The organism is Amycolatopsis sp. M39, assembly GCF_001651785.1.
In the GTDB taxonomy this organism is placed as follows: Bacteria; Actinomycetota; Actinomycetes; order Mycobacteriales; family Pseudonocardiaceae; genus Amycolatopsis; species Amycolatopsis rubida.
In genome coordinates, this window is record NZ_LWSF01000020.1 from 114,278 (window position 1) to 132,392 (window position 18,115).

Genomic DNA, 18,115 nt, shown 5'->3' on the forward strand with positions numbered 1-18,115 from the left:
TTGCCATCCACAACAAACCCGGGGTGGCGCCGCCAGGCCGCCCCTCGAGTGATTGAGGGATGACGATGACGTCCACGCACACCTCCGCCCGCTGGCGGCGGCTCGCGATCCCCGCGGCGCTCGCCCTCGCCGGTGCGGTCGCGCTGACACCCGCGGGGCACGCGGCCCCCGCCGCCGCTCCGGCCGCCGGGTTCTCCGATGATTTCGACGGCCCGGCGGGCTCTCCCGCTGACGGGAGCAAGTGGAACTACGAAACCGGCGACAACAACGGCAACAACCACGAACGGCAGTGGTACACCGCGGGCGCGGCGAACGGCGCGCTCGACGGCCAGGGCCACCTGGTGATCACCGCGAAGAAAGAGAACTCCGGCAACAACTGCTGGTACGGCGCGTGCCAGTACACCTCGGCGCGGCTCAACACCGCCGGCAAGTTCAGCCAGGCGTACGGGCACCTGGAAGTGCGGATGAAACTGCCGCGCGGGCAAGGGATGTGGCCCGCGTTCTGGATGCTCGGCGGCGGGCAATGGCCGGACGACGGCGAGATCGACATCATGGAGAACATCGGCAAGGAGCCGAACACCGTGCACGGCACGATCCACGGCCCCGGCTACTCGGGAGCGGGCGGCATCGGCGCGGCGTTCAACGGCCCGAACTTCTCCGACGACTTCCACACCTACGCGGTCGACTGGTCGCCGGACAAGATCGTCTGGCTGGTCGACGGGCAGGCCTACCAGACCCGCACCCCGGCGGACCTGAACGGCAAGAAATGGGTGTACGACCACCCGTTCTACCTGATCCTCAACCTCGCGGTGGGCGGCGACTGGCCGGGCGACCCGGACGGCAGCACGCAGTTCCCGCAACAGCTGGTGGTCGACTACGTGCACGTGAGCTGACCACCCTCGCCGCCGGAACCCCGGCGGCGCGGAGAAGGCGCGGTCTCCGCGGGGCCCCGTCCGGCCCAGCCCATTCTGGGCCGGACGGGGCTTTTCCGTGCCGCCGCTCGGGTACACAGCTTCCGCACGGATCACGGCAAGGAAAATCTCAGGTAGCGGGTGTTTGCTGAGCTGGCGGAGGGTGACGAGACGCGGGAGCGGACCATGAACGAGCAGGAGCGCGGCGGGCACGACCAGGGACAGCCCGGCTACGGCGGGCAGGCGCATCCCTACTCGCCGGGAGCGGGGCAGCCGTACCAGCAGGGCTGGGGACAGCAGCAGGCTTGGGGCGCCCCGCCGCCCGGCGGGTACGGCCCGCAGCCGGGCGGCCAGTACGCCGGTCAGCCCTACCCGGCACAGCAGGTTCCCCAGCCGCGTTCGCATCACCCGTTGCGGACAGCGGCGATCACGGTCGGCGCGATCGCGCTGTCGGTCGCCGTCGGGCTCGGGGTCGGGCACTTCGTGTGGACGCCGTCCGCGCCGACCGGCGTCTCCGGGAACCAGAACTTCGGCTCGATCGGCAACCAGACCAACCCGTCGAACACGGCGATCGACCCGCAGGCGATCGCGAAGAAGGTCAGCGCGGGCATCGTCAACATCAACACCGAGCTGGGCTACCAGGGCGCGGCCGCGGCGGGCACCGGCATCGTGCTCACCGCCGACGGCGAGGTGCTCACGAACAACCACGTCGTCGAGGGCGCGACGAGCATCAAGGTCACCGACATCGGCAACGGCCAGACATACCCCGCCTCCGTGCTCGGCTACGACCGCAGCCACGACGTCGCGGTGCTCAAGCTGGCCGGCGCGTCCGGATTGGCGACGGAGACGCTCGGCGATTCGTCGTCGGTGAAGGTCGGCGACGCGGTCGTCGGGCTCGGCAACGCCGGCGGCGCCGGGGGAGCGCCCATCCCGGCCGGCGGGCGGGTGACCGCGCTGAACCAGTCGATCACCGCGTCCGACGAATCGAACAGCTCGTCCGAGCAGCTGAAGGACCTGATCCAGGTCGACGCGAACATCCAGTCCGGAGATTCCGGCGGCCCGCTCGTGAACGCGCAGGGCCAGGTCGTCGGCATGGACACCGCGGCCTCGGCCGGATACCAGTTCAACGGCGGCGGACGGCGCGGCCACGGCGGGCTCGGCAACGGCTTCCCCGGCGACAACTCGCAGGGCGACGGTTCGCAGGGCGACTCGCAGGGCGACGGTTCCCAGGGTTCCAGCGGGAACGAGGGCTACGCGATCCCGGTCAACCAGGCCGTCTCCATCGCCCACCAGATCGTCGGCGGCACCGGCTCCGACACCGTCCACATCGGAAAGAGCGCCTTCCTCGGCGTGACCGTCAGCGATGCCGGTCAGCAGCAACAGCAGGGCGGAACCGGCTCGGGCGCGGCGATCCAGCAGGTCGTGCCCGACGGCGCGGCCGCGAAGGCCGGCTTGGCCGCCGGCGACGTGATCACCGCGGTGGACGGCAAAACAGTCGACTCGCCCACCACGCTGACCACCCTGATGGACCAGCATCACCCCGGCGACAAGCTGACGGTGACCGTCGTCGACCAGACCGGTCAGCAGCAGAACGTCACCGTCGTGCCCGCCGAAGGCCCCGTGGGCTGACTCGTCGGTTATCCGGACGGCCGCTGTGTTCAGTCGTCCGGATAACGCGTGTCCAGCGAAACCTCCTCCCATGCCGCGAGATCGGCGAGCTGCTGCTCAAGCTTCGCCCGGATCCGGGTCACCGCCTCGGGTCCGAGCGGAAGCCGCAGCGGCGCGTCCGGAGAGTCGACCAGCTTGAGAATCGCCCCGGCCGCCTTCGCCGGATCATTCGGCTGCACGCCGTCCTGTGCGGAAAACCGTTGGCGCAGCACGCCTGCCGGGGTTTCGCGGTAGTCGTCGACGGGCTCGGAGAACGTCATCGACCGCCCGGCGAAGTCCGTCCGGAACGGCCCCGGCTCCACCAGGCTCACCCGGATCCCCAGCGGTGCGACCTCCCCGGCAAGCGCCTCGGACATCCCTTCCAGCGCGAATTTCGACGTCGCGTACAGCGCGTGCCCCGGGTTCCCGACCACCCCGCCGACCGACGACAACTGCACGATGTGCCCGCTGCGCTGCGCCCGCAGGTGCGGCAGCACCGCGCGCGTGACGTTCAGGACGCCGAACACGTTGGTTTCCAGCACCTGCCGCGCCTGCTCGTCGGTCAGTTCTTCGAGCGCCCCGACCAGTCCGTGCCCGGCGTTGTTGACCAGCACGTCGATCCGCCCGAACTCGCTGATCGCCGCGTTCACCGCCGCCTCGACCGACGCCGGATCCGTGACGTCCAGCCGGGCGGTGAACGTCTTCAGGTCTTCGAGCACACTCGTGTCGCGAGCCGTGGCCACGACCTTTTCCCCGCGCGCCAGCACAGTTTCCGCGAGCACGCGGCCGAACCCGCTGCTCGCTCCCGTGATGAACCAGACGCGTCCGGACATTGCGGACCTCCCCAGGACCATTTACCTTGATAGTCAAATCAAACTACCTTGAGTTTCGAGGGAGTGTCCAGTTGGACTCAGTGGGGGCGGGCCTGCCCGAATGGCTGGCCGTGATGCCCGACGGCGTGGACGAGCAGGTCGAAGCGGCCCGGCAGCGGATCGGACGGCTGTCGCGGCAGTTCGAGCAGGTGCTGCGCGGCGTCGCGGAGGAATACGGCTTCAGCACGGGGGATTGGCAGGCATTGTCGGCTTTGCACCGCTCCGGCCGTGCCGCGGTGCTCACCCCGAAGGAACTGGGCGACCGCCTCGGCGTCACCTCCGGGACCGTCACCGTCCGGATCGACCGCCTGGAACGAGCCGGCCTGGCAGAACGCGTCGCCGCGTCCTCGGACGGCCGGAGCCGCCCGATCCGCCTGACCCGCAAAGGCCGCGCCCGCTGGGCCGCCGCCACCCGGAAACGCACCGAACGGGAACAGGCTCTGTTCAGCGCCGCCCTGGGCGAGGACGACCTCTCCGGCCTGAACGCTCTCCTCTCCCGTCTGCTGACCCGCTTCGAAACCGAGTTCGGCGAGTCCTCCCCGCACGATGCTCTCCGCCCGGAGTGACGGTTTTTGTCGGTGGGCGGGGCTAGCGTGAGCGGTACCTGACTGGAGGGAAGAACCGATGACCACTCTCAACGACCGCCCGAACACCGCATTGCTGGTAGTCGACGTGCAGAACGGCGTCGTCGCGGGCTCGCACGAGCGGGACAACGTGGTGGCGAACGTGGCCGTGCTGGTGGGCAAAGCCCGCGAAGCCGAGGTTCCCGTCGTCTGGGTCCGGCACAACGACGAAGGCCTGGCGAAGGGCAGCCCGGAATGGAACCTGGTCCCGGAACTCACGCCCTCGCCGTCCGAACCTTTGGTGGAGAAGTCCTACGGCGACTCCTTCGAAGACACCGCCCTGGAGTCCGTCCTCGCCGACCTGGGAGTCGGGCACCTGGTGGTGAGCGGAGCCCAAACGGATGCCTGCATCCGCTCCACCCTGCACGGCGCCCTCGCCCGAGGCTACGACGCAACCTTGGTGAGCGACGCCCACACGACCGACGACCTCACCAAGTGGGGCGCGCCGCCGCCCGCGCAGGTCATCGCGCACACGAACCTGTACTGGACCCACCAGACCGCCCCCGGCCGGACCGCGGGCACTGTCGCCACGAAGGAGGTCGCTTTCAAACCTGGCGCCTGAGACCTCGCCGGGAGCGAGACACCGGAAGGCCGCGCGGCAGACAAGGCTGGCCGCTCGTCAGCGTTGGTGCCGGTTAGAACCGGCACAAACACTCACGAGCCAGAACTCGAAGCCGCCCGGACCGGCCGAGTCGCGCCCGTCGGCGTGCGCCGGAAGCTGAGGAGTCTGGGCCACAGTTCGTCCGTGCCCGGCGGCAGGCTGCACCTGGCCGAGGCGATCGTGGGCCGGAACCGGACGGCGCGTCCGAAGCGGGCCGGGGCGGAAGCGAGGCTGGCGTGGCTGAACCGGCGTGGCTGAGCTGGCGTGGCTGAACCGGCCTGGCTGAGCTGGCCTGGCTGACCCGGCCCGGCTGACCCGACCTGGCTGAGCTGGCCTGGCTGACCCGGCCCGGCTGACCCGGCGTGGCTGAACCGGCCTGGCTGACCCGGCCCGGCTGACCCGGCGTGGCTGAACCGGCCCGGCTGACCCGGCCCGGCCGTCCCGGTTCAGCCGGACAGCGGAACGGGTCGGGACCGGACGCCGGAACGAGTCGGGGCCGGAGAGTCCGGCTGGCCCAGGCAGTCGGCCGCGGTCCGGGCCAGAGCCGGTGCCCGCGTCGGATCCCGCCGGCGAGGTCCAGCCCCGCGCTCGACTCTTCACCGCTTCCGCACGGCGAGGTCGGCAACTCGCGAGCGACCCGAGCGCTTGACTCCGCGGTGAGCTGAACCGTGATGCGGGCCCGACGACCCGGCCATACCCGGTCGCCATGGACCGTCCGCAAGACCGATTCAGCCGCGCCGCGGATCCTTCCCGCATCCGGCAACCGGCCGCCGGAACCAAGCAAGCGTTTGTCAGTTGCATCCAACGGGTGAATCCAGCCGCCCGCACTCGAAAGCCGCTCGCTCGCCGGAACTCCGCGATCGCGAGCGACACCCGCACCACACTGGGCCCGCGAGCCGGACCAGGCGGAAATCCGTCTGCCACCACGGCTTTCCCCGAACGCTCCCCGTCCGAAGACGGCGAACCCGCGCCCCGTACCGGAAATGTCCCGCCCGCCGCGCCCAGGGTCCCTCCCCGCCGCGCGAACCCCACCAGTTACGGTGGCGCGCGTGTCCTCGTTCCGTCCGGTGAGCGCGTCTTCGGGGAACCGGCGGATCAGCTGGGACCTCGTGCGCGGTGGGTGCGTCGTGCTGGTGCTGCTGTACCACGCGACCTTCATGAGCGTCGTCGTGCATCCTGAACTGGGGCCGCGGCGGTTCGTGTTCCCGCATCAGATCGGGGCGAGCCTGCTGCTCGTGATTTCCGCGTACTTCGCCGCCGTGACGATCGGGCGCGGGTCGCTCGGCCGGTACTGGTGGGGGCGGATCGCGCGGTTGCTGCCGGCGTTTCTCGCCGCCGTCGTGGTGATCTACTTCGCGCTGCGGTACCTGTCGCCGCCCGGCTGGTTCAGCCCGCGGTTCGGCGACCTCGTCGGCAACCTCCTCATGCTCTGGAACTGGAAACCCGCCGACTACCCCTTCCTCGACGGTTCCCACTGGACGATTCCCCTCCAGCTCATGGCGTTCACCGTCGCCGCGCTGCTCTACCGCGGCAGCTGGGGGCACGGCCGCAAGTTCCGCGTCCTGATGTGGACCGTCCTGCTCGTCCCGCTCGCGCAGTGGCCGCTGCGCGTCGCCGGGCCGCCCGAGTGGTACCGCGTCATCGTCGACGGCTTCGGATTCCACCGCTGGCACCTGTTCGTCGCCGGCATCGCGGTCTGGCTCTGGACGAACAAACGCGTGCGCACGATCGAATTCGTGCTGCTGGAAGTCCTCTGCGTCACCGCGCACGCCCTGCACGGCGCGGCCGTCACCCCGGCCGGGATCGACGTCGAATGGGGCTCGACGCTCGGCATCGCGACCGGGATCGCGGTGCTCTCGCTGGCCGCGGCCGGTCCGGACTGGAACCGGTTCCTCCCGTCGTTCGCCCAGCGCGCGATCACCTGGTTCGCCGGCGTGTCCTACGGGGTCTTCCTGATCCACCAGGCCATCGGCTACCTCGTGCTGCACTGGCTGTCCGGCCTCGGCGTCGACCCGCTGCTGCAGACCGCGGGCATGATCGCCACCGGCATCGTCCTCGGCTGGGCCCTCACCCGCCTGGTCGAACGCCCCGCCCACCGCTTCCTCATGCGCGGCTACGACGCCTGGACCGCCCGCGGCCGCCCCGACGACGAACCGGCCCCGGTCTCGGCGGGCAAGCCCGGCTGACCCGGACGCTCTCAAGGAAGCCCGGTATCGCGCCGCTGTGGGCGCCAGCACACCTCGAGGTCCGGTGCCGGAAAGCCGCGCGCGGCCATAGCGTGGCAGTCCGGCTTGCGGAGACGAGCGGCGAGCCAAGTGCGAATGGGTCGATTGGTCGCGGTCGGTGCTGTGGCGGCGAGCGTCTCCGCATGCCAGCTGCCACTGATTGGGGACGGCGGGAATCGCCCGACAGCGCCTCCGCCGCGGGCTGGCCGGGCACCGCCAAGGACACCTCGACGATCGCCGGTTCGGCTAAGACCGTCAAGATCGACAGATCCGCAGGCTGCGTGCGGTGGCGTTCCGGCGGCGCGCCCGGCTCGATCGCCATCGAGCGCGAGATCCGCTACCAGGGGCGAAGCCGGAGGGGGCCTGGCACCAGCTGGCCGGATCGACGCTGGAACTCAACGGGACGTGCGGAAACCAGTGCATAGTCTCCTACACGGTCACCGTGCCGGAGCGGACGGACGTGACCGGGAAGATGGGGCAGGCGAGTCCGAGGCCGACAAGATCAGTTCGCTGGACCTGACGATGTCCGCGGGCGGGGTCGCCGTCCAAGACTGCGCCGGGCCGGTCAAAGCCGTGACGTCCGTCGGCGAAGTCGACGTCACCATGAGCGCGCCGGCCGACGCCACCGTCAAGACCCAAGTGGGCACCGTTTCCCTCAACGTCCCCGGCGCGGATTACTCGCTGTCGGCGCACACCTCGATCGGCGACCGGAGCGGCACGCGGCCGGACCGGCCGAGCGGCGCCCACCGCATCGACGTCCGTTCCCAGACCGGGGAAATCCGGCGCGGCTCCCCTTGATCCGCTAGGACCGCGGGACGCCGCGCGTGTTCCGCTTCGCTCCACTGTGGACACTCCGGCGGGCCCGGGGGTGCGCAGGGCATTCGTGCCCGCTCGGCAGGAAGGCCCGGCAAACGCGGATCGGACTGGCCCGGTTGCGTTGCCTGCGAAGGGGTGAGCCCGGCCGCCTGCCCGCGCGATCTTTCCCGGATGCCAGCGGCCCGCTCAGGTGCACCCCGCACAAGAGGCCACTCGCTGTCGAGTCGTCGTTGGCGGGAGGTCGCTTGCCGCTGCCGAGTCGTCGCTCACGAAAGGTCGTTCGTGGTCGCCGAGTCGTCGTTCGTCGCTGTCGAGCCGCCCGCCGTTCACGGGAGGTCGCTTGCCGCTGCCGAGCCGCCGCTCACGGGAGGTCGCTCGCCGCCGCCGAGCCGCCGCTCGCGAGAGTCCGTTCACGGTCGCCGAGTCGTGGTTCGCGGGAGGTCGCTCGCCGCCGAGCCGCCGCTCGTGACAAGGCTGTTCATCACCCGCCGAGCCGTGCCTCACAACGCGAACGCGACACCTCGCACCACCAACGCCGCGAAGAACACCACCGTGAACGCCAGGTCGAACCCGACCCCGCCGGCCCGGATCGGCGGCAGCACCCGCCGCACCGGGGCGATCACCGGCTCGGTGGCCCGGTGGCTGATCCGGCGCGCCTGGCCGAGCCACGCGGGCCCGGTCGCGACCAGGCGCGTCCAGTCCAGGACCATCCGCACCACCAGCACCACGATGAACACGGTCAGGACGTACCCGACCAGGGTCCCGATCAGGCTCATCGCACACCTCGCGTCTCCGGCAACGTTCTCCCCCTCCAACGTCCGGAAGTCCCGCGAAGTGTCCGGTTCACCGGAATTCTCTTCCCGATTGCCAGGATTCGCCCGATCGGGTATCGAGGAGGCTCCGGAGAAGGGAGCGGCGGGTGCGCAGTGCGGCGTGGTTCGGGGCGTCCGGCCGGGCGGGGATGATCCACCGGTCGTGGATGCGGTCCCAGGGCTTCGGCCCGGAGATGTTCGACGGCCGACCGGTGATCGGGATCGCGGTCAGCGCTTCCGAGCTGGCCCCGTGCAACGTCCACCTCGACCGGGTCGCCGAGGCGGTCAAGCGCGGGGTCTGGCAGGCGGGCGGCTTCCCGCTCGCGTTTCCCACGACGGCGACCGGCGAGACGCTCATGCGCCCCACCGCGATGCTCTACCGCAACCTGATGGCGATGGAGGTCGAGGAGCTGATCCGCGCCAACCCGCTCGACGGCGTCGTCCTCCTTTCCGGCTGCGACAAGACGACCCCGGCGATGCTGATGGGCGCGGCGAGCGTCGACCTTCCCGCGGTGATGGTCACCGGCGGCCCGATGCTCAACGGCAAGTTCCGCGGCGGCGACGTCGGTTCGGGCACGCACGTCTGGAAGTTCGAGGAAGAGCGCAAAGCCGGCCGGATGAGCGAGGAGGAGTGCTTCTTCGCCGAAGGCTGCATGGCCCGCTCGAACGGCCACTGCATGACGATGGGCACCGCCTCGACGATGGCCTGTCTCGCCGAAGCGCTCGGCATGCAGCTGCCCGGTTCGGCGACCTGGCCCGCGGTCGACGCGCGACGCTTCGAGACCGCGCAGGCAGCCGGTCAGCGGATTGTCGCGATGGTGAAGGAAGACCTGCGCCCGTCTGAGATCCTGACCCGCGCGGCGTTCGAGAACGCGATCCGCGTCAACGCGGCGATCGGCGGGTCCACCAACGCGATCGTGCACCTTCTCGCGCTGGCCGGGCGCGTCGGCGTCCCGCTCGCCATGGGCGACTTCGACGAGTTGGGCCGAGCCGTCCCCACGCTGGTGAACCTGATGCCCTCAGGCCGGTTCCTGATGGAGGATTTCTGCTACGCCGGAGGAATTCCCGTGGTGCTGACGAGGCTCGCCGAAGCCGGGCTCCTGCACGCCGGGGTCCGCACGGTCGCCGGCAGCGCAAGGGAACCCGCGGAGTGCTGGAACGACGAGGTGATCACGACCGTCGACGCGCCGTTCCAGCCGCCCGGCACCGGAACCGCTGTGCTCACCGGGAATCTCGCCCCGGAAGGCGCGGTGCTGAAGCAGTCGGCCGCGTCGCCGGAGCTGCTCGCGCACACCGGCCCGGCGCTGGCCTTCGACACCGCGGAGGACTACCACCGCGTCGCCGACGATCCGGACCTGCCCGTCGCCCCCGACACGATCCTCGTGATCCGCGGCGCGGGTCCGAAGGGCTACCCGGGCATGCCGGAGGTGGCGAACGTCCCGGTGCCGAAGAAGCTGATCGAGCAGGGGATCACCGACGTGGTGCGGATCTGCGACGGCCGGATGTCCGGCACCGGCTACGGCACGGTCGTGCTGCACGTGAGCCCGGAATCGGCGGTCGGCGGCCCGCTCGCGCTCGTCCGCACCGGCGACCGGATCACGCTCGACACCCCTGCGCGCCGGCTGACCCTGCACGTGCCCGACGACGAACTCGCCGCCCGCCGTGCGGAGTGGACGCCGCCGGAAAGCCCGTACCGCAGCGGCTACACCTGGCTCTATCGCGAGCATGTCACCCAGGCCCACCTCGGCGCGGACTTCGATTTCCTGCACGGCACCCGGGGTTCCGCCGTGCCGAGGGATTCGCACTGACGCGCCGCCTCGTGAAGACCGCCGCGGCCCGGCAGGTCGCCGGCGGCGCGCTCCCGCCCGGAACCACGCGGCTCCCTGCTGGCTCTGTCCGACGACGACGCGCGGGTCTGCGAAGCGGAACGTCCGGAGCTGTTCTTCAAGAGCGTCGGGCACCGCGTGCGGGCCGGGGGAGCCGATCGGCGTGCGCGGAGATTCCGTTTGGAACGTTCCGGAACGCGAATTGGCCTTGGTGTGCAACGCGAACGCGGAAATCGTCGGCTGCCCGATCGTCAACGACGTGAGTTCGCGCAGTATCGAAGGCGAGAACCCGCTGTACCTGCCGCAGGCGAAGCTGTACCTCAGCTCGCGCACGGCTGCACCGCAGGTTCGCGTGGCTCTATCGCGGCGACGTTTTCCCGCGCGGCGCCGTCCTGGCCACCGGTACATCCGCCGTTCCCCGCCCGGACGTCACTCTTGAGGAAGACGACGAGGTCACCATCGTGATCGAGGCATCGGCATCCTCCGGAAACCGGTCCGGCGCGGCCGTTCCGCCTGACCTCCTCTTGACGCGGTCACGAGCATTCGGCTATTCAATCTCAGTTCACATATCTGTGGAGTATTCATATACTTGAACGGAGTTGCGGTGCTGCCTCCTTCCCGCTCTTCCCGTCCGCGTCGTCTCGCGGCGGTACTCGCGACGGTCGCGGGGCTGCTCGCGTCCACTGCCGGAGCGGCGACCGCCGCGCCCGCGCCGAGGTCGTGTTCGTTCGCCTGCGTGCCGGACACTGTGGTGCTTGACGGCCTGCACCTGGCAGGCAACAAGATCGGCCTGATGGCCGGGAACCCGGCACTGCGCACGTCGCTGTCCAACCTGCTGAAGCAGGCGGACGACGCGCTGACCAAGGGCCCGTGGACGGTCGTCGACAAGGAACGCGTCCCGCCGAGCGGCGACAAGCACGACTACCTCAGCCTCGCCCCGTACTACTGGCCCAGTCAGCCGAAAACGCCGGAAAACCCGCAGGGCTGCCCGTACGTCGACCGCGACGGCCAGGTCAACCCCGAGATGAAGAACGTGCCGGACAAGGCCGACCGGCTCGTCGCGTTCACCTCGATCTACCAGCTTTCGCTCGCCTGGTACTACACCGGCAAGGCCGAGTACGCCCAGCGCGCCGCGCTCGACCTGCGCACCTGGTTCCTCGACGCGGCAACGAAAATGAACCCGAACCTGAACTTCGCGCAGGGCATCCCGTGCAAGACCGACGGGCGGGGGATCGGGATCATCGAGTTCTCCTACACCTTCACCCAGGTCCTCGACGCCGCGCGGATCCTCGAAGCGGGCGCGCCCGGCTGGACGAAGGCCGAGGGCAAGGCGTTCCGCGGCTGGTCGGCGGACTTCCTGACCTGGTTGCGCACCAGCAAAAACGGCACCGACGAGGCGAAGGCGACCAACAACCACGGCACTTTCTACGACCTGCTCACCGCGGCGACCGCGAGCTATGTCGGCCAGCGCGACCTGGCGCGCACGATCGTCCGCGACTCCGGCAAGACCAGGATCGACCACCAGATCGCCGCGGACGGCGGCCAGCCCGAGGAATCCACTCGCACGCGGACGTACCACTACCACACGTTCAACCTGGTCGCCCTGACTCGCCTCGCGCAGCTGGGCAAGCACCTGGGCGTCGACCTGTGGTCGTACCGGAACCCGCAGGGCGGCAGCATTTTCGCCGCCGTCGACCATCTGCTCCCTGCGGCCACTGGTGCTGCGCCGTGGCCGTTGCCGGACATCCATTTCATCCAGTACGCCGCCCTCGACAGCGTGCACGCCGCCGCCGACGCGGGGGACTGGAAGGCCTGGGCCGCGGCCGGCCGCATCCCGGCCCCGCCCGGCGGCGACCTGTTCCCGGTACGCCCGGCGGCCGAGCAGCTGGACGACGTTTCCACCACCTGAGCCCGTTTTCACCCGGACGCGGCACCCGCCGCGTCCGGGTGTCCGGCACCGGCCGTGAAACGATTCAGAAAGACCGATGCGCCGGAACGGGAAAGGGAAACGCCGTGATCAAGACCAGCCGGAGCAACGGCTCCGGGGCCCGGCGGGTGACGTTCGTCCTGCCGCTCGACACCCCGCCCGGCCCGGTGAGCGTGGTCGGCGACTTCAACGACTGGCAGCCCGGACGCCACGAACTCCGCAAACGCTCGAACGGCACGCGCTCGGCCGCGGTGGAAGTCCCGCCGGGCGCCCGGCTGCGCTTCCGCTACCTGGCCGACGGCGGCCGCTGGCTGGACGACCCGGACGCCACCGCTCGCGACGGGCGGGACTGCCTGTACATCGCGGACTGACCCCGCCCCGCCCGGCGAGCGCGGGCGGTGGCGGCGGAGGCGGCTCGGTTCGTGCGGGCGGCAGCTCCGGCGAGGCGGGTCCTGCGGCACCGGTGGCGGAAGTGCGGCGATCCTGGCTGGCGTCTCGTGCGCGGTCATGCCGGTTAGAACCGGCACCAGTGCGCACGAGTCCTGAGCCGCACCCCGCCCTAGTTTTGGAGCATGCGCTCCACTACTCTCCCATCCGTGCCCCGTCCCCGGATCCACGACCCCGAGCTGATCCTCGACACAGCCGAGCGCCTCATCGCCGACTCCGGCCCCGAGGCGCTCACCGTCCGGCGGCTCGCGCGGGAGGCGGGCGTCCCGAACAGCACGATCTACCACGNTACCACGCCTTCGCCAGCCTCCCCGCCCTGATCGGCCAAACCTGGCTGCGCGCCGCCACCTTCTTCCTCGACGAACAAGAGCGGCTGGTCGACGAAGCCGCCGACCCGGTCGAAGCGGTGGTCGCCGCCGCCGACACCCCGGCGGTGGTAGCCGACGCCCGCCCCGACGCGGCGCGGATGATGATCGCCGTCCCGGCGAAGCGCGTACTGGGTCCGCAGCTCCCCGACGACGTAGCAGAAGCCTTGCACGCCTTGGACAAACGCCTCGTCCGCCTCCTGGTCCGCCTCGCCCGTCAGCTCTGGAACCGCGGCGACGGGCAGGCCGTCGAGGTCGTCACCGCCTGCGTCGTGGACCTCCCGACCGCCCTGCTCCGCCGCGAACTGGCCACCGGACCCGCCAGCGCGGAAAGCCGGGAACGGCTGGCGGCGGCGGTCCGCGCGATCCTCGCCCTGGAACCCCCGGAAAAGTCCAGAAAGGACTGAAATGCCCACCCTCGCCACCACCGGCGCCGTCCACGTACTCGACTTCGGCGCCGACGAAAACCGTTTCGCCCCAACGTGGCTGGAGGAAGTCCACGCACACCTCGACACGGTCACCGCGGGCAAGGAACCCGCCGCGCTCGTCACGATCGGCGGCGGCAAGTACTACTCCACCGGCCTCGACCTCGACTGGCTCACCAGTCACCCCGGCGACGCGAGCGAATACGTCAGCAGCGTCCACGACCTCCTCGCCCGCGTGCTGGCGCTCCCGGTCCCGACCGTCGCCGCGGTCAACGGGCACGCTTTCGGCGGCGGCGCGATGCTCGCGATGGCCCACGATTTCCGCGTCATGCGCGAGGACCGCGGCTATTTCTGCTTCCCCGAGGCCGACCTCGACCTCCCGTTCACCCCGGGCATGGCCGCGCTCGTCCAGGCGAAGCTCGCCCCGGCCGCCGCGATCGCGTCGATGACCACCGGGAGCCGGTTCGGCGGTCCGCAAGCGAAAGCGCTCGGCCTGGTCGACGCGACCGCCGCGCTGGAAGACCTGCGGACGGCGGCGATCGACCGCGTCGCGCCGCTGGCGGGGAAGGACCGTGGCACGCTCGGCGCGATCAAGTCCACTATGTTCGGTCCGGCGCTGACCGCGTTGCGGGAGGCAGGGAACTGATCAGGTAAGCTCGCGTACGCGCGGCGGTGGGGCTCGCCGCTCCGGGAATCGCCCGGACAACCGCGGCCGAGGCCGCCAACAGTCCCTGCTCGAACGGTGACGCGGATCCGTGGAGTGGGAGAAGACTGTGCCTGAAGAACCTCTCGACCCGGACGTCGACCTCCGGGATCCCGTGCAGCAGCGCGAACTCGTCCGGCACCGCGTGTCGGTGCTCGGGGTGATCGCGCTCNGGGCTCGGCGCACTGGCCCGCTACGGTCTCGCGCAGGCCTTTCCCACCGAGAACGGCGGCTTCCCGTGGGCGACGTTCTGGACGAATGTCGCCGGCTGCTTCCTCATCGGCGTGCTGATGGTGCTGGTCACCGAGGCGTGGTCGGCGCACCGGCTGGTGCGGCCGTTCCTCGGGGTCGGCGTCCTCGGCGGCTTCACCACTTTCTCCACCTACGCGGTCGAAGCGCGCAACCTGCTCCAGCCGGACACCGTGCCGCTCGCCTTCGGCTACCTCGGCGGAACGCTCGCCGCCGCGCTGCTCGCCGTCCTGCTGGGACACGCGATCACCCGCAAGCTGGTCCCGGTGGAGGCGGCCGTCTGATGACCGTTCTCCTCGTCTTCCTCGGCGCCGCGGTCGGTGCACCGATGCGGTACCTCACTGACCGGGCCGTCCAGTCCCGGCACCAGAGCCTGTTCCCGTGGGGCACCTTCACCGTCAATCTGATCGGCTGTGTCCTGCTCGGCGGGCTCGCCGGTGCGGGGACGGCGCTGCCCGCGGCGGTCTATTCGCTGCTCGGCACCGGATTCTGCGGCGCGCTGACGACCTACAGCACGTTCAGCTACGAAACCATCCGGCTGGTCGAGCGCCAGTCGTACTTCGCCGCGGCGGCGAACGTGGTCGTCAGCGTCGCGGCGGGCGTCGGCGCGGCGGCGTTCGCGTACGAGGCTGCCCACGCCTTGGTCGGGTAAGGGTGCGATTCGCACAGCCCGGCTCTTCTGGCTGTGCGGATCGCACGGTGACCTCGCCGGAGCCGCTGTTTACCGTGCGGGGAACCGTTCCCCTCCCGGATGAGGAGCCGCCATGGCCTCGGCTGCCGGTGTCGACGACTACGCGCTGACCAGGGTGCCCGGCTCCGCCCGTTACTCGTGGTGGTCGGTCGCTGTGCAGCGGTTCGGCCAGGTTTCCGCGTTGTCGCAGTTCCTGCTCGGCGCGACGATCGGGTTCGGGATGAGCTTCGGGAACGCCGTGCTGGCGTTCACGCTCGGCTCGGTCATCCTCGAACTGATCACCGTGCTCGTCGGCGTGATCGGCGTCCGCGAGGGCCTCACCACCTCGATGATCGCGCGCTGGACCGGCTTCGGCCGCGGCGGCTCCGCGCTGATCGGGCTGGCCATCGGGATCAGCCTGATCGGGTGGTTCGGCATCCAGTCCGCGGTGTCCGCCCAAGGCCTCGCCGCGCTGGTCGGCGGCCTGCCGGAATGGGGCTGGGCGCTCGTGTTCGGCCTGGTGGTGACCGCGATCGTGGTGCGCGGCTTCCACTCGATGGCGTGGACGGCCTACCTGATGGTGCCCGCGTTCCTGATCCTGGTCGGCTGGTCGGTGGTGTCCGAACTGACCCGGCACGACCTCGGCGCGCTCGTGGCCTCCGCGCCGCCGGGCCCGCCGTTGTCCCTGCTGCAGGGCACGACGCTGGTCGCGGGCGGATTCATCGTCGGCGCGGTGATCACGCCGGCCATGACCCGGTTCAACCGCACCACCGGCGACGTCGTCAAGCAGACGCTCGTCGGCGTCACCCTCGGCGAGTACGTGATCGGCCTGGCCGGCGTGCTGCTCGCGCACGCGGTCGGCACGGCGCAGATCACCACGATCGTCACGTCGTCGGTCGGCTGGGTCGGGCTGCTGATCGTCATCGCGGGCACGATGAAGATCAATGACTGGAACCTGTACTCGTCCGGGCTCGGCGTCGTGAACTTCATCGGCACCGTGTCCGGGAAGCGGGCGCACCGCGGCCTGGTCACCGCCGTGCTCGGCGTGGTGGGCAGCGTGCTCGCCGCGGCCGGGATCCTCTCGAAGTTCACCGATTTCCTGACCGTGCTCGGGGTCGCGTTCCCGCCCGTGGCCGGGATCATGGTCGCGGAGTACTTCGTGGTCAAGCAGTGGCGCGGCGACCTGGCGGAGGCCAGGGCGCGGGGCGCGGTGCCCGCCGACGCCCCGCTGTGGGTGCCCGCGACGATCGTCGCCTGGCTCGCCGCCGCGCTGTTCGGCGAGTTCGTGGACTGGGGCCTGCCCAGCATCAACTCGCTCGTCGTCGCTTTCGTCCTGTACGTGGCCGCCGGGAAGCTCGGGCTGGTCCGCGGGGTCGGCAAGAGCCGCACCGCGGACGCCGAACCGGCTCCGGCCCCCTGATTCCCTCCCCGAAAGGAGCTTTCGTGCGCATCGGCATCGACGTCGGCGGCACCAACACCGACGCGGCCCTGCTGGACGGCCGCGTGGTGCTCGCCTCGATCAAGACCAGCACCACCGAGGACGTCACCTCGGGCATCGTCGCCGCGATCGACGGGCTGCAGCGGCAGCGGGCGTTCGACCCGGCCGCGGTGCGGGCGGTCATGATCGGCACCACGCACTTCATCAACGCGCTGGTCGAGGCGCACCGGCTGGCCCCGACCGCGGCGGTGCGGCTCAGCCTGCCCGCCGGCGCGTCGCTGCCGCCGATGGTGGACTGGCCGCAGCGGCTGGTCGACGCGGTGTCCGGGCGCAGCTACCTGGTGCACGGCGGCCACGAGTTCGACGGACGGCACATCTCCGAACTGGACGAGAGCGAACTGCGCAAGGCCGCTGACGACATGGGCGAGGCCGGGGTCCGCAGCGTCGCCATCACGTCGGTGTTCTCGCCGGTGAATGCGGAGTTCGAGGCGCGCGCGGCGGAGATCATCGCCGCGCAGCTTCCGGGCGTGGCGATCTCGCTGTCGCACGAAATCGGCCGGATCGGCTTGCTGGAGCGGGAAAACGCGACTGTCGTCAACGCCGCGCTGCGCGAGCTGGCGGCGCACATTGTGGACGGTCTGGCCGCCTCGGTGACCGGTGCGGGCATCACTGCGCCGCTGTATCTGAGCCAGAACGACGGCACGCTGATGGACGTCGGCTTCGCCCGCCGCTACCCGGTGGCGACCTTCGCGTCCGGCCCGACCAACTCGATGCGCGGCGCGGCGGTGCTGTCCGGTTTGGACACGTGCGCGGTGGTCGACGTCGGCGGCACCACGAGCGACGTCGGCGTGCTGCGCCAAGGCTTCCCGCGTGAGGCGACCACGGACGTGAGCGTGGCCGGGATCCGCACGAACTTCCGGATGCCGGACGTCCTTTCGATCGGCATCGGCGGCGGCAGCCGGGTGCGCGGCGACGCGTCCGGCGTGACCGTCGGACCGGATTCCGTCGGCTACGAGCTGACCTCGAAGGCGCTCGTGTTCGGCGGGGACACCTTGACCGCGACGGACCTCGCGGTCGCCGCCGGGCGGGCTGAGATCGGCGACCCGGCGCTGGTCGCGCACCTCGGCCGGGACTTCGTGCGAGCGGCGCTGGACCGGGTCGCGGCGGACGTCTCCGACGTCGTGGACCGGATGCGCACGTCGTCCGAGCCGCTTCCGGTGGTCGCCGTCGGCGGAGGTTCGGTGCTGCTGCCGGACGAACTCGCCGGGTCCGGCGAGGTGCGCCGGCCGGAGCACTACGCGGTGGCCAACGCGATCGGCGCGGCGATCGCGCAGATCGGCGGCGAGGTCGACCGGGTGTACGTGATCGAGCCCGGCCGTCGCGAGGCCGTGGTGGACGAGGCGAAGCAGGAAGCGGTCGACCGCGCGGTGGCCGCGGGCGCGAGTCCGGCGTCGGTCGGCATCGTCGACTTCGACGAGGTGCCGATCCCGTACCTGCCCGGCAACGCCACCCGGATCCGGGTCAAGGCGGTCGGCGACCTGCAGCTGGGGGCGTGAAC

General features: G+C 70.8%; 14 protein-coding genes and 3 pseudogenes. 15 read left to right on the forward strand and 2 right to left on the reverse strand.

Annotated features, from left to right (window positions below; all coding sequences use genetic code 11):
• Positions 1 to 65 precede the first annotated feature (65 nt).
• Positions 66 to 890 (forward strand): annotated as a pseudogene (locus tag A4R44_RS32370) (family 16 glycosylhydrolase); the annotation flags it as partial.
• A 207-nt stretch (positions 891 to 1,097) separates the two neighbouring features.
• Positions 1,098 to 2,540 carry a S1C family serine protease gene (locus A4R44_RS32375; RefSeq protein WP_067589155.1) on the forward strand — a complete coding sequence of 481 codons (1,443 nt, stop codon included), beginning with the start codon at positions 1,098 to 1,100 and terminating at the stop codon, positions 2,538 to 2,540.
• A gap of 29 nt (positions 2,541 to 2,569) precedes the next feature.
• Here A4R44_RS32375 and A4R44_RS32380 read toward each other — a convergent pair whose 3' ends face one another.
• Positions 2,570 to 3,391: an oxidoreductase gene (locus A4R44_RS32380; RefSeq protein ID WP_067589097.1), complete on the reverse strand. Its 822-nt coding sequence runs from the start codon at positions 3,389 to 3,391 to the stop codon at positions 2,570 to 2,572.
• A gap of 80 nt (positions 3,392 to 3,471) precedes the next feature.
• Here A4R44_RS32380 and A4R44_RS32385 point away from each other — a divergent pair, with 80 nt between their 5' ends.
• From A4R44_RS32385 to A4R44_RS32400, 4 genes are all read left to right on the forward strand, one after another.
• Positions 3,472 to 3,996: a MarR family winged helix-turn-helix transcriptional regulator gene (locus A4R44_RS32385; RefSeq protein ID WP_093576995.1), complete on the forward strand. Its 525-nt coding sequence runs from the start codon at positions 3,472 to 3,474 to the stop codon at positions 3,994 to 3,996.
• A 58-nt stretch (positions 3,997 to 4,054) separates the two neighbouring features.
• Positions 4,055 to 4,615, forward strand: coding sequence for an isochorismatase family protein (locus A4R44_RS32390; protein WP_067589099.1), 561 nt, complete (start codon positions 4,055 to 4,057; stop codon positions 4,613 to 4,615).
• A 1,088-nt stretch (positions 4,616 to 5,703) separates the two neighbouring features.
• Complete coding sequence (locus A4R44_RS32395; RefSeq protein WP_232791881.1) at positions 5,704 to 6,840, forward strand: acyltransferase; 1,137 nt, start codon at positions 5,704 to 5,706, stop codon at positions 6,838 to 6,840.
• Positions 6,841 to 7,401: 561 nt separating this feature from the next.
• On the forward strand, positions 7,402 to 7,677 hold the full coding sequence (locus tag A4R44_RS32400) for a hypothetical protein (RefSeq protein WP_067589101.1): 276 nt from the start codon (positions 7,402 to 7,404) through the stop codon (positions 7,675 to 7,677).
• A 518-nt stretch (positions 7,678 to 8,195) separates the two neighbouring features.
• Here A4R44_RS32400 and A4R44_RS32405 read toward each other — a convergent pair.
• On the reverse strand, positions 8,196 to 8,471 hold the full coding sequence (locus tag A4R44_RS32405) for a YggT family protein (RefSeq protein ID WP_067589103.1): 276 nt from the start codon (positions 8,469 to 8,471) through the stop codon (positions 8,196 to 8,198).
• 137 nt (positions 8,472 to 8,608) lie between these two features.
• On the opposite strand from A4R44_RS32405, the pseudogene A4R44_RS32410 reads away from it, so the two are divergent.
• The 9 genes and pseudogenes from A4R44_RS32410 to A4R44_RS32455 form a co-directional block, all read left to right on the forward strand.
• A pseudogene (locus A4R44_RS32410) lies at positions 8,609 to 10,315 on the forward strand (IlvD/Edd family dehydratase); the annotation flags it as partial.
• A 622-nt stretch (positions 10,316 to 10,937) separates the two neighbouring features.
• Complete coding sequence (locus tag A4R44_RS32420; RefSeq protein WP_067589105.1) at positions 10,938 to 12,242, forward strand: alginate lyase family protein; 1,305 nt, start codon at positions 10,938 to 10,940, stop codon at positions 12,240 to 12,242.
• Positions 12,243 to 12,346: 104 nt separating this feature from the next.
• Positions 12,347 to 12,631, forward strand: coding sequence for an isoamylase early set domain-containing protein (locus tag A4R44_RS32425; protein WP_067589163.1), 285 nt, complete (start codon positions 12,347 to 12,349; stop codon positions 12,629 to 12,631).
• Positions 12,632 to 12,832: 201 nt separating this feature from the next.
• Positions 12,833 to 13,479 (forward strand): annotated as a pseudogene (locus tag A4R44_RS32430) (TetR family transcriptional regulator).
• Position 13,480: 1 nt separating this feature from the next.
• Positions 13,481 to 14,143, forward strand: a complete 663-nt coding sequence (locus tag A4R44_RS32435) for an enoyl-CoA hydratase/isomerase family protein (RefSeq protein ID WP_067589107.1) — start codon at positions 13,481 to 13,483, stop codon at positions 14,141 to 14,143.
• 242 nt (positions 14,144 to 14,385) lie between these two features.
• Positions 14,386 to 14,733 (forward strand): CrcB family protein, encoded by a 348-nt coding sequence (locus tag A4R44_RS32440; protein WP_067589108.1) that lies wholly within the window; start codon positions 14,386 to 14,388, stop codon positions 14,731 to 14,733.
• Positions 14,733 to 15,101 carry a fluoride efflux transporter CrcB gene (gene crcB / locus A4R44_RS32445; protein WP_067589110.1) on the forward strand — a complete coding sequence of 123 codons (369 nt, stop codon included), beginning with the start codon at positions 14,733 to 14,735 and terminating at the stop codon, positions 15,099 to 15,101. The genes A4R44_RS32440 and crcB overlap by 1 nt, the downstream gene beginning before the upstream one ends.
• 112 nt (positions 15,102 to 15,213) lie before the next feature.
• Complete coding sequence (locus A4R44_RS32450) at positions 15,214 to 16,539, forward strand: cytosine permease (RefSeq protein ID WP_067589112.1); 1,326 nt, start codon at positions 15,214 to 15,216, stop codon at positions 16,537 to 16,539.
• A gap of 23 nt (positions 16,540 to 16,562) precedes the next feature.
• On the forward strand, positions 16,563 to 18,113 hold the full coding sequence (locus tag A4R44_RS32455) for a hydantoinase/oxoprolinase N-terminal domain-containing protein (RefSeq protein WP_067589114.1): 1,551 nt from the start codon (positions 16,563 to 16,565) through the stop codon (positions 18,111 to 18,113).
• The last annotated feature ends 2 nt before the right edge of the window (positions 18,114 to 18,115 follow it).